Consider the following 12,770-nt stretch of genomic DNA (forward strand, 5'->3'; position numbering starts at 1 on the left):
AGTGATCTGCGATCGAGCGTCTTGCCGAAGGGGCTACTTTTCGAGTGGCGGTTGGCCAGCAATGCGGATGTCATCGAGCACGTATTGGTAGGTCTTTTCCCAATCGACATACCCAACCCGATTGGTCCACAGCGGTTTGTGATGATGCTCAGCGGCTAGATCAGCGTAAGCCTTGAAGTGCTCGGCAGCGTCCGTCAAATGGGCAATCGCTTTCTGCTGAGCGTCGGGGGCTTTCGATTTGCGAAATAGAGCCACTTCCGTTGCCCCACGAATTTTATCCGCGTAGTACAAACCGAGATGGCAGATGATTTGAATGTCTACCAAAGTGCGAGCCCGTTCGCGGTTTTCGCCACTGTCGGGGATGTCCCTCAGGCTCTTTTGGGCATCGCGGACGTACTTGTCAAGCTGGTCGGCGACTTGCATCGGCGTCCGCGTTTGATCCGAAATATCTTTTCCGGCAACAAAGTCCGGAATCGATTGATTACCGCTGTTGGGATGTGGCGGAAGGCTGATGAAACGATTGACATCATGAAAACCGGTTTTGTTCTGTGCGTAACTTGCGGTGCTCTGGCACGCTTCGATGTACCACTGGAAATCAAGCGAACCCCAGTGGAATCCGGTCGTCGTTGGATAGATCATCGAGGCATTCTGCCATGCATCGAGTAAACCGGACGCATTCAATAGGTCTAGTCCAAACCGATCGGCGACCAGCCCGACGAGGTGTTCACGTTCTAGATCCGGGTCAAAACCGAGTCGTCCCCAAAGCATCCACTGCATCCAATGCTTGTCGATCTCCAACTGGCGAGGTTCGTCCGCATCGCGTTGAAGGAACTCGCGTCCCCAAATCCATTGGTCGCTGCCGTAGTAATATCCACGCGACACATCGTAGGGGATGTTTTTAATGAACTCACGAACAAAATTGGGGGCTCCCCAACGGAAATAGTAAATGTCATCGTTACGAAGAGTCCAAATCGTTTCCAGGTCGCCGAGGTCTTTGACAAAAGCATGGTGAGAATACTGCTTCGTGGCGCTGTAGACATGTGCCTTGGCGTACTTGAAACTAAAGATGAAGTCGACATTCGGTTGATCGGTTAGCGGTTTGAAGGTTCGCGAAATATCATTCGCTTTGGCCATGTGTTGCCGATGGATGAAGGTGATTTTTCGATTCGGATCAACCTTGGCAGCATCAAGGACACCTTGGCCGTAAGTGGCCATTGCCCAATCCTCTTTGGCTTGGAAATCCATGCCATTCATATTCTCGCCTGTCGTTAGCCCGACGCCAGCCAAGTCGGGATAAGTCAAAAACATCTGCTTAACGCTTTGTCGAAAGTAGTCTTTGGTGGTTTCGTTTTTGGGGTCATCGTTGATGCCATAATGGTCGTCCGCGCCGTAAGTGAAAATGTTCCATGTGACAACAAAAAATTTGACGTTGCGAGATTTCCCATACGCCATGACTCGTTTCCAAAAGTCGATTTTCTCGTTGATCGTCATTGTGTTGATGACTTCGACGTCCGCGAGAATCTTTTCCGTGACAAAGCCACGACCGCTTAGTGAATAGTGTTCGTCCCACGGACCCTTCGATCGCCATACTTCATCGAGTGCAACATCTGGGTACTCGGGAACTTTTACCATGGATGGGAATGGATGAAGATTCCAAAGCGAGACAAAGTTGTAGCGATAATGAGCGAGCGTATCGATGTACTCTTTCCAGAACTCGAAATTCCACATTTCGGGGATGTTGTTCTGAGCGGCGTCGCAAACATCGGTGTAGCTAGGGCTGCGGACATCAAGTGGGATGTTGAACTTGGTGCCTCGCATTGCCATATATGGATTATGAATCCCGTCGACAATTTTCTCGGGGCCACGCGTGCGAGCCACCTCTGCGATTTCCAGTCCCCCGTAAAGCAGACCGGCGGCATCAATGGCCCTGATCTCGACTTGTTTCGCTTCCTCGATCGTGGTCGTTTGAATGCGAAAACCTTCAGGTTCGATCGCGTGCTCATTCGAATCGAGAACAAACCGAATTCGCCAATTGCCTTGGATACTCTCTTGGTTGGGCGAATCACTGGCAAACGCGTTTCGCACCGCATCGGCGGCAAAGTCAGTTTGACTACTTGGGTGCGAGATCTCAATTTCCACCGCTGCAAGAGGTCTGACCAAGAATATCGCCTGGAATGCCACGGCAAAAAAGAACAAGTTGAAAATTGTTGACAATCGCTCGGGTTTCATTGGAGTGAATCCGTAGTATTTGGGCGGGATCGCTGTGAGGGGGGGCAATGCTGCATTTTACGTCGATCTTTTCATGTCGATCGCAGCTAGCGTTATCGGGCGTAACCAGCATACAATCTAAACTCACGCCGGTGTTACCGCTCCGCGGTTGTCCTACCAAATTCGAATGATCGAACCTTTTCTAGTGTCTTGGTTCGCGATCATTTGCCTCCTGGAAAGAAAAAAGAAAACGGAACGCTTCTGATGATACGCATACCCTTCCCTAATATCCTTCAGCTCTTGATTGTCCTGGTATCGAGTACTCTGATTGGCAAGATCGCTCTCAGCGACGATTGGCTGCAGTGGCGCGGAGTTGACCGAGCGAATCACTCGAGCGAAACCGGTCTTTTCGAAACATGGGGTGATGATGGTCCGCCACTAAAATGGATGGCTGAAGGGCTCGGTAGAGGCTACGCCAATGTGTCGGTTGAGGGTGATCGCATCTATACGACCGGTGATTTTGACAACAGCCAATCCACTGTGGCGATTGACGCCTTGACGGGGAAAGTGATTTGGAAGCAAGCGATCACGGACCAGAAGCCCAAACATGGCTTTGAAGGTAGCCGAACGACGCCGACCATTGATGGCGACCGGTTGTACATGGTCAGTAGCGATGGAAAGGTAGCATGCTTTTCAGCCACAGATGGCGCGGTCGTTTGGCGTCGCGATTTCAAAGACTGGAACGGAAAGATGATGAGCGGTTGGGGATTTAGCGAATCGCCCTTGGTTGATGGGGACAAAGTCATCTGCACGCCTGGTGGCCCCGAAGGCATGGTGGTCGCACTCGACAAGTCAACGGGCGAAGAAGTATGGGCATGCAAGATGTCCGATCCTACGCCTTCAAATGACGATGAAACACTAAACGAGGGTGCAGGCTATTCGTCGCCTGTGATTTCCAACGGTGGTGGCGTCAAGCAATACATCCAATTGGTCGGCCGCGGGCTGCTCGGTATTCGGGCGTCCGACGGCAAGCTCCTTTGGCAATACAACCGCGTTGGCAACACGACGGCGAATGTTCCGACGGCGATCATCGATGGCGACTACGTTTTCACCAGCACGGGCTACAACACTGGCTCGGCGCTACTAAAACTAACCCCGGAGGGTGATGATGGTGTCCAGGTAACCGAAGTTTATTGGTTAAAGGGGCGAAAGCTTCAAAACAAGCACGGCGGAATTACTTTGGTCGACGGTTATCTCTATTGCGGACACGGCAATGGAAACGGCATGCCGATTTGTGTGGAAATGGCGACTGGAGAGATTGCTTGGGGGCCCAAGCGTGCGGAAGGTAAAGGGGAAACGAGTCTAATTCACGCTGACGGACACATTCTTTATCGTCGTGAAGATGGGACGATTATCTTAACGAAAGTGAATCCGCAAGAATTCGAAGTCCTAAGCACTTTTGAACCTGCATTCCAAGAAGCGCAAAGTTGGGCACACCCCGTCATCGCTGGCGGAATGCTCTATCTTCGTGAACAAGATAAATTGATGTGCTACGAGCTTAAGGCTGAGTAGCTTTTTCAGCATTGCACCGCTGGTTCGAGCATTGCACCGCTGGTTCAAGCATTGCACCGCTGGTTCAAATGACCAGCGGCTTTTCTTTGGTAAGCATTGGGGTATGCCTATGGTGTCGCGTCTTTTCTTTTCGCTCTTGTGTCGCACGATAGCGTTGAGCCTTTTTTTCCTGTTCGGCTTTTCTTCGATGCAAGCTCAACCCCCTGCAACGCCACGTCGCCCTGCGGCGCCGGAAACTTTGGCGCCGGAGGTGCCCAAGCGGTTCATCGAGTTGGTGATTCCAGCGAAGGAAGGGATCGTTCAGTGGGCGGATGTCGCGGTCTTGGTTTCTCGGTCCATGATGCTCGACCAAGCGACGGTCGAGCGACTTTTGCCGACCGGTCAAATGGATCTTCGCTCGGTGACCAGTGCCTTCGTCTTGATGGGAATCGATATGGCAATGGGCGATTCGATGTCGATTCGGATGGGCAATGACCTGACTGGCCAACCATCATTACTGCTACGATGCGATCCGACCGCGTTTGGTGCCGAAACACCGCCGGCACTCGCAAAGCCGGTGGTGTTGGATGTCGACGACGATTGGGAAATTCGCTCGACGAAATTTCCCCTGGTGGTTTGTTTTCATGGCCTGAAAAGCCACTCATCACGTTTTGACGATTTCCGGCGTTTCCTCAAACAGAATGAATTTGCGACTGCAACGATTGGCTATGATGATTCGCAATCGATTGCCGACACGGCCTCGCAAGTTGCTTCGATCGTTGAGCGTCGGTTTGCTCGAGAAGGTCGACCGAAGATGGTTCTCGTCGGTCACTCGATGGGCGGGTTGGTTGCACGAGAATGGATTGAAAATCCAAAGCTGGTAAGCAAAAACGTGGTTCAACTGATCACCGTAGGATCGCCGCACGGAGGATCGAATTGGGCTAGCTTACCACCGATGCTCGATTTGTTTTCCGAAGGGCGGCTCGATGCCGAAGATCTTGTCGACGTCCTGCTACATCGGCCATCCGAAGCAGGGATACGTGATTTGCAGCCCAGTTCGGAGTTTCTAAACGAATTGCGTCGTCGTCCACTCCGTCCAAATGTTCGTTACACAACGATTGTTGGAACAGCGAGTACCGTCAGTGCGCCGGAACTTGACGTGCTGCGGCAGACGCTGGTGGACCTTGACAAAGATGGCAGCCTGTTTCGACTGATTCGGCCTCGAATCGCACCACTTTTGGGTGGTTTTGACGAGCTGGTCGAAGGCAAAGGGGACGGCGTAGTGGCCGTAGAAAATGCGGTCATCCAAGGCGTTGCCGACATCGTAAAAGTGCCATCCACGCATTTTGAATTCTTTCGGCGCGACGCGGATTCTCGGACACAAGTCGTTTGGGAAGCGATCCTCAATAGGATCGAAAGCTAATTCACAACCGTGACCGGAAAACCGGATCCCGCGATCGTGACTGGTGGCTGGATTTCGCGTTTGGTTGCAAACCCTCGTTGATGCAACGTCAACGTCAATCCAGCGAGAAAGAACAAGAACATGTTTGCCATCGGGATGATCGAGGCATCCTGAAACATCCCGTTGCACAAGTAGGCGACAAAACTGCCAAGCCATAGCAGGCCTCCGCTACGAATTGCGATACTGTGACGGATGTTCCGAGTTAACTCCCAACCAATCGCACAGATCGACACCACAAAGGCGACGAACATGGAAAGCCCAATGAGTCCCGTTTCCACCAAGATCGATAAGAAGACGTTGTGCTGCGCGTAGGGTCTCGCTTGATCGAGTGGCATGCCGTAGCTTCGGCTCGTATGGTAGGGTTTCGCGTAGGTGAAGTAGTGGCCATAGCCGTGACCAGTGATCGGTTTGTCTTTGAACATTTCCCAAGCAACGATCGCTAGCAGCGGACGTAGCTGCACTGATTTTTCTGCATCGGCTGAGGTGAGGTTTTTATCGCGTTTCATACGCAGGATTTGATCTTTAAGCCCAAGTGCGCCGGCGCCACCAATCACTACCACACTCGCCAACCCCAATACACGCACCCAGCGGGGCGAGTAAACCCAAACGACGACGCCGATTGCAGCAATTGCTCCCATCCATGCACTGCGCGTCAACGTGCAGTAAACGCCTGCCAATATCACAAGGGTAAAGAACAAATACAGCAGTTTCATGCGACGATTGGCGTTGACGATGCCCAGTCCTGAGATGACTAGTCCGATACTCATCACGATCGCGTTTCCGGACGGATTCATTAGTGGACCACGACCGCGGCCGAAAAATTCCCAATCGGCTGGGTTGACGATATAGCGAGGAAAAACAAGGTTGTGCAAACCCGAAACTTCGAAAACGGCGGTGATCGCGAGGTAAAACGCGAGAACGAGTAACAGTCGTTGGACCCAGAGCAAGTCGGTTTTACTAAAATCACTTACGCGAGCGACAAAGTACATTCCAATAGGCATTGCGAAACAAAACAACCAATCCGAAATCGGTGAGCGGTTTTGCGGCGCCGGGCCGCTGGTCATTGCACTGACAAAAAACCAAGCGAGTAATGCGCCGACTAACCAATCAATTCGTGACAAATGTGAAAAATGGAGTTTGCCTTCTCTCCATCGAATCGCAACCATAGCGAACATGCCGACAAAGAATACTCGGTCGAGACTGATTTGAATCGGCCCTTCGATTGAATAGAAGGCTTGACCGAAAACGGTTCCCGTTAATAGAACCAGTGCTGCGATGACGGGCGTGCGGCCGGCTTGAACCAGTGGGATCATCCACACGATTGCAGCGATAGCAAAAAGTGCGATTAATAGAATCATGGATCGTGTTCCTTCAGCGGGTTGCCGCAGACGACAAGGGAGGATGGTTGTGAGACACATCCGTGGTGTTGCCGAGTTTCATCGCCGACCCAGGCGTACGGCCGCCTGTGATCCAAGCAAAGATCGACGGTAATGAACGGCTTGCTTGATTGGCTACGGAATAACACCCAACGACGATAATGGGCGAAAGTGTCCAGAACCAAACCGATTCGTCGAGGCCCAACGCCGCGATTCGGTGTGCCACCGCTCGTAGCGGGAACTCGTGAAATAGATAGACAAAGAACGATAGACCCGATAGTTTACACAACGATTCACGCCGTAATCGCCAAGCCGCCGCCCACATCGCCATGCACCCCGCCAGGATTGAGAATTTGTGAATCAGTAGACTCGGCACGCTATAGTTCGTGGCGTACCAAGAGTTGAAGTCCGGCTGAAGGACGATGCGTGCAGCAACAAGGTCAAACCAAACGATCACCAAGCCGTATGCAGCCAATGTGTTGGCATTGCCAAGTCGCTCAAGCAGATCGCTGCGGTTGACAGCAGCACACCCAAGGGCAAAGAAAAATAACGTTTCGGTGCTGAGCAGGTACCATCCACCGAGGATCGGAAACGGTTGGTAGTGGCTTACCCATAATGCGGCCAATAGTGTTAATGAAATGCCCGGCGCTTTGTTGATGACCAGCCGAATCATCGGAGCAATGGCAACCAGCACCATTAAGTCGCGCAGGAACCACATTTGTTCCGCAGGAGGATGGAGTAGCCATGTCGCAATGAGTTCAGCGAAATTCAGTGAAACCGGATCACCTTCGATACGCCGCACCGCGATCCAGCTGAGCATCGCAATCGCGCCGATTACCAAGTAGGGAACACCAACGCTACGTGCGCGTTGGCGTATCTTTTTCCAATAACAACGGACGGAACCGTCATCGCTTCGGAAATAAAACAGCCCAGCTGCAAATGCAAAAAGCGGAACGGCCACGCGAGCGACGCCGCCAAGCAGGAACGCCTGGAAAATTTCGTTCCAAGAAGCGTCCTCAATCACAGCCGAAATAGGGGATGCCGATTGATAGTGGATCGCCACCACAAAGACCGTTGCCAATACTGCAACGACTTGAAAGGTCTGTTTCGCTTCGACGGAAAGGTCCGTGCGCAATGGTTTAGTTCCGCTTGTGACGGTTGTAGGGTTTCAAGGAGGGGTTAGGCGTCGGGTGTCCGATCCCAATGGGCGGATCTCGGGCCTGTTCCTGCTGAAATATAGTTCACGTTTGCGGGGCGAAACGGGATGTCGCACTAGAAAGTCGATGGCATGCGAAATGCCTTGAATGCTTGAATGCTTGATGCTTGAATGCTTGATGCGAAATGCTTGATGCGAAATGCTTGATGCGAAATGCTATCGACGCGAAAAAGCCAAGCACCTGCCCGCGGACCTTGTTGCGTCGGGCTTTCTTGCTGGGCGGGGCAAGTTTTGCGATCTACATCGAAACCTGGATTTCGATGCGTCCTTCGCATTCTCTTACAGGAAACACTCTTTGTAGGGTCTTGCGATTGATTGTCTGGACGCCGGTTGCCAATTCGTATTGCCAACCGTGCCAAGGGCATGTCACACAACCGTCGTGAATTTCACCTTGTGCGATTGGGCCACCTTGGTGCGCACAAATCCCGTCGATTGCCCAGAGCTTTCCTGCAATCCTAAACAGCGCGATCACGTGGTCACCGGCAATCACTTCCACGGCGGTGCCGTCAAGGCATTGCTCAGAAGGTCCGACATCAATCCAGTTTTCATTCACCGAGAAGTCTCTCTCTAAAGCCCATTATCAAGCGGTAGTCAATCACGTTACAATAACAGGCCGCCCAAGATCAAGGATGGCACATCGCACCCCTTTTTTCCTGAAATTCAAACCGCCACTTTACCGAACATGGAGCCCTGCTGTCATGGATTTCCGAAGTCAGCTCAGTTGGCAATTCGTACGTTACGTTGCGTTTTCGAGCGTTCTGTCTCTCATTCTAGTCCCACAAGCCTTTGCGGATGGATCTGCGTCATCCGACCAGCAAGAGTCTACTCAACGGAAAGCTAACGAGACCCCCATGAAAGTTACCGAGATCGAAGGGATTTCCGAATACGTCCTCGACAATGGCGTTCGAGTTCTTCTGTTTCCCGACGACAGTAAAGAAGTGGTCACCGTGAATATGACCATTTTTGTTGGGTCGCGACATGAAGGCTACGGCGAAGCGGGGATGGCTCACTTGCTCGAGCATATGCTCTTCAAGGGGACGCCCACCTTTCCGGAAGTCCCCAAAGTGCTGCAGGACCGTGGGGCTCGGTTCAATGGAACGACGTGGCTCGACCGCACCAACTATTACGAAACGCTTCCTGCGAGCGAGGAAAACCTCCGCTTTGCATTGGATCTAGAATCGGATCGTTTGCTCAATAGCTTTGTTCGCGGCGAAGATTTGGCCAGCGAAATGACCGTTGTTCGGAACGAATTCGAGCGCGGAGAAAATTCTCCGATCCGTGTTCTGATGCAACGAATGCAATCCGCCGCGTACGAATGGCACAACTATGGCAAATCAACGATCGGTAACCGCAGCGACATCGAACGCGTTCCTGTTGTGAAACTGCGAAAATTTTATCGAAAGTATTACCGTCCCGATAACGTGATGGTTATTGTTGCCGGGAAATTCGATCCGGAGTTTGCCCTCAACCAGATCGAAGAAACCTTTGGCGTCTTGTCCAATCCCGAGGTGCCGCTTGATGACACCTACACAGTCGAGCCTCCGCAAGACGGCGAACGAACCGTGGTGCTTCGTCGCGTGGGCGATGTCCAGTACGCAGGTGCTGGCTACCATATTCCATCGGGTAGTCATGAAGATTACCCCGCAATGAAAACACTCGTCTACGTTCTTGGTGACGAGCCAAGCGGACGACTCTACAAAGAGATGGTTGAAAAGGAATTGGCCAGTAATGTTTACACATTGGCGTATGGGTTGTCGGAACCTGGGCTGTTCATGGCGATCGCCGAAGTCCCCAAGGATAACTCGATTGAGTTGGGCCGACAGACAATGATTGATACGATCGAAAAGTCGCTGTCGGAAAACCCGATTACCGAGCAAGAAGTCGAACGAGCACGCCAACAAATTTTGAAAGAACGTGAATTACAGGCCTCGGATACCGATCAAATCGCCGTGTCACTAAGTGATTGGGCCGCCCAAGGGGATTGGCGATTGTATTTCCTCTATCGTGATCGCATCGAGGCGTTGACGGTGGAGCAAGTCCAAGCGGCTGCCGAAAAATACTTCGTCCCCAACAACCGAACGGTTGGTTTGTTCATCCCGACCGAAGAAGCCCAACGGATCGAGATCCCTGAATCACCTGACTTGATTACGTTGTTTAAGGACTACAAGGGTCGCGAAGCGGTCGCAGCGGGCGAGCAATTTGACCCGTCACCACTGGCAATCGAAGATCGAACTTCGCGAGGTGATTTTGTCGGCGGAATACGTTACGCGGTGCTACCCAAAAAGACGCGTGGTGGCAGCGTCACACTGATCATTACGCTTCGCTTTGGTACCGAGCAAAGCTTGAAAGGGAGAGTCGGTGCGGTCGAGCTGCTTGGCATGCTGATGTCGCGCGGAACGGACGACATGAATTACCAGGAAATTCAAGATGAGTTGACTCGGCTGCGAGCTGAGTTGTCGGTCAATAGCACGATCGGACTGTTGCAGCTTCAGGTGAAGACAAAGAAGGAATTCTTGCCTGAGGTGACGGAGCTAGTCGGCAAAGTTTTGCGGAAACCGCGTCTGGAAGCATCTGAATTGGAAGTGATTCGCCGCCAAGTTGTTACTAGTTTGCAGCAAAGCATGAACGAACCGCAGGCGTTGGCACCACAGTCGGTACGTAAACGATTGGCCCCATACGCTCCCGATCATGTTTTGTACGTCCAATCAATCGACGAACAGATTGACATGTACGAGAATGTCACGATCGAAGAGATTCGAGACCTTCACGACAATTTCCTCGGTAACCATGCGGGTGAAATTGCGGTGGTTGGGGACTTTGATATGGATGAACTCGATCGGCTCGGGCGCGAACAATTGGCAGACTGGACTGTCAGCGAACCCTATGTGCGAGTCGACCGTGAACCGCACCCTGAAATCAGTGGGTCGATCGATGTGATCGAAACGCCGGACAAAGCAAACGCGTTTTTCTTCACTAGCCAGCATTATGAACTAAGCGATACCAGTCCCGAGTATTCGGCATTGGTGCTTGGTGACTACATTCTAGGTGGCGGCGGATTGAGCAGCCGGCTAGCAAACCGCGTTCGTCAGCAGGAAGGTTTGTCGTATGGTGTTCGAAGTAGCGTTTCCGCTCGCGCCAAAGATAATCGAATCGATTTTACAATCTATGCGATTACCAATCCGGCTAACCGTGAGAAGTTGATTCGTGTGATTCGCGAGGAAGTTGATCGATTGCTCGATGACGGCGTGACGGAAGATGAACTCGAAAAGGCGAAGGAAGCGTATTTGCAACGCAACCGCGTGAGCCGAGCCGATGATCGATCGCTGGCTAGCGAACTGCTGTCAACGGTCTTTAACGATCGAACGATGGAATACTATGCAGAGCACGAACAGCAGATTCAAGATGCGACGGTTGAGTCGGTCAATGCTGCTTTGCGAAAGTATGTTGATCCGAACAAATTCGTTTCGGCTGTCGCCGGTGACTTCGCAAACGTGAAAGAAGACCAGTAAGCAGGTTTGAAAGCCTAAAGTACCAGCGTTGATTTTCAGCGCTGATGTCCTGGCTTTAACCGCTACAGCGTAGGATCGATCGGCGAAGCGTCTAAACGCAAAATTCCAGGCACCGTTGCTGTCGTTTTCGCGTTTCCTGTTCGATAGCGATTCCAAGCGGTTCGTAGCAATCCAGTAATGGGTTGCTCAATTCGCGTGGTGACAATGATCGCCATCGCAAACGAGAAGACGATCGTGATCGCTAAACAGACGTTTGGCGATAGACCGGCGTGGTTAAAGCAATAGATCAAAACGCAGCCAAGATTATTATGGCACAGATACAACGCGTACGAGATCGTGCTGACGTATACAAGCGGCTTGAACCGCAGTACCGGTACCTTGCCATAAGCACAAAGAGTCACAAGTCCAATGATCAGAGCGGTCGCCACAGGATTGTGCTTTCCATGGTCGATGCTGTGGAAGACGAGAGCTGCGAAAGCGATTCCAAGTAGGTTCTTCCACTTTTGACCGGTGCCCGTTTTAATCATGTAAAGCAGGAAACCAATCATGAAGAGTGGAACGAAGTCGAGTAGCATCAGCCGACGGACGGAAGTTGCCATCGTGAACCAAGCTTGCTGAGCGTGTATCGCTTCCATCGCGTCGAGCGTTGGGCAAACGATCAAGGACAACGTCGCCAACGTGCCCCACCCTAGGAAATACCTGTTCAAAGCTCCGATGCGAAACAATATCACGAGCGTCACATAGAACATCATCTCGACTTGTAAGGTCCACATCACGGGGTCGACACATTCGTACCCGAGCAGTGTAGGCATCAATGTCATGTTGGCGAAAAATTGGCCGAGCGTCATCGGATCGGTCGCCAGGGGCATTTGCCGGGTGATCCATAAATTGGCAATAATGACGATCAAGAATATCGGAATGATCCGAATCAACCTGGCAGCGACGAAGTCGACCGGTTTGCCGCGACGAAGCAGCGACATGCTGTTGACAAAGCCACTGAGGATGAAAAACATCTCGACACCATAGGCCCCATACGGCCATTCCCATCCCAGCGGCGAGGTGTAGCCGAACTTGACCGTGTAAACATGGGTCAGGTGAAACAGCACCAAATTGATCGCCGCCAACGCGCGGAGTGCGTCGAGCTCGACAATCCGGCGATGTGGCTTTAGAACCGGCTCTGTCGTCGGGCTAAGGTTTGAATCGGGGGAATCCGGCATTGTGACCTGTCTTGGGGGGACAATTGGAAGTGCTCCGAGGATACGCGAGCGCGCAACCCCGTCGCCGTGCTTTGCTCGCATAAACATGCATTCGCCTTGGGTGTGCGCTGGGTAAGAATCCATCAAGAGAGGGGAGAAGTTGCACGGAAATCGTAAAATCTGACGGTCGTGTGGATTGTTTCACCAGTTCGAAGCAAGCCAAGAATGGGTAAAACCTCTGCAAGCATGAAA

Annotated in this window: 8 protein-coding genes; 3 read left to right on the forward strand and 5 right to left on the reverse strand. The window is 52.0% G+C overall.

The annotated features are described in order from the left end of the window. Positions 1 to 33: 33 nt before the first annotated feature. On the reverse strand, positions 34 to 2,229 hold the full coding sequence (locus CA13_RS22400; RefSeq protein ID WP_146400455.1) for a beta-N-acetylhexosaminidase family protein: 2,196 nt from the start codon (positions 2,227 to 2,229) through the stop codon (positions 34 to 36). Between the two features lie 243 nt (positions 2,230 to 2,472). Here CA13_RS22400 and CA13_RS22405 point away from each other — a divergent pair, with 243 nt between their 5' ends. Then, positions 2,473 to 3,780 carry a PQQ-binding-like beta-propeller repeat protein gene (locus CA13_RS22405; protein ID WP_146400457.1) on the forward strand — a complete coding sequence of 436 codons (1,308 nt, stop codon included), beginning with the start codon at positions 2,473 to 2,475 and terminating at the stop codon, positions 3,778 to 3,780. Between the two features lie 187 nt (positions 3,781 to 3,967). After that, positions 3,968 to 5,182 carry a lipase family alpha/beta hydrolase gene (locus CA13_RS22410; RefSeq protein ID WP_419194697.1) on the forward strand — a complete coding sequence of 405 codons (1,215 nt, stop codon included), beginning with the start codon at positions 3,968 to 3,970 and terminating at the stop codon, positions 5,180 to 5,182. Here the strand turns inward: CA13_RS22410 and CA13_RS22415 are convergent. The 3 genes from CA13_RS22415 to CA13_RS22425 all read right to left on the reverse strand — a co-directional run bounded on the left by CA13_RS22415 (position 5,179) and on the right by CA13_RS22425 (position 8,366). Beyond that, entirely contained in the window at positions 5,179 to 6,579 is a 1,401-nt protein-coding gene (locus tag CA13_RS22415; RefSeq protein WP_419194698.1) for an O-antigen ligase family protein, read from the reverse strand. The two genes, CA13_RS22410 and CA13_RS22415, sit on opposite strands and share 4 nt — an antisense overlap. Positions 6,580 to 6,592: 13 nt before the next feature. Continuing rightward, positions 6,593 to 7,732 (reverse strand): acyltransferase family protein, encoded by a 1,140-nt coding sequence (locus tag CA13_RS22420; RefSeq protein ID WP_146400463.1) that lies wholly within the window; start codon positions 7,730 to 7,732, stop codon positions 6,593 to 6,595. Positions 7,733 to 8,051: 319 nt separating this feature from the next. Continuing rightward, positions 8,052 to 8,366 (reverse strand): Rieske (2Fe-2S) protein, encoded by a 315-nt coding sequence (locus tag CA13_RS22425; protein WP_146400465.1) that lies wholly within the window; start codon positions 8,364 to 8,366, stop codon positions 8,052 to 8,054. A gap of 298 nt (positions 8,367 to 8,664) precedes the next feature. Between CA13_RS22425 and CA13_RS22430 the strand changes: the two genes are divergently transcribed. Next, a complete protein-coding gene (locus CA13_RS22430) occupies positions 8,665 to 11,322 on the forward strand; it encodes a M16 family metallopeptidase (protein ID WP_419194699.1) in 2,658 nt (885 codons plus the stop codon). A 62-nt stretch (positions 11,323 to 11,384) separates the two neighbouring features. On the opposite strand, the gene CA13_RS22435 is transcribed toward CA13_RS22430, so the two are convergent. Then, positions 11,385 to 12,539, reverse strand: coding sequence for an acyltransferase family protein (locus tag CA13_RS22435; RefSeq protein WP_419194700.1), 1,155 nt, complete (start codon positions 12,537 to 12,539; stop codon positions 11,385 to 11,387). Between the last annotated feature and the right edge of the window lie 231 nt (positions 12,540 to 12,770).

This window comes from Novipirellula herctigrandis, from assembly GCA_007859835.1.
In the GTDB taxonomy this organism is placed as follows: domain Bacteria; phylum Planctomycetota; class Planctomycetia; order Pirellulales; family Pirellulaceae; genus Novipirellula_A; species Novipirellula_A herctigrandis.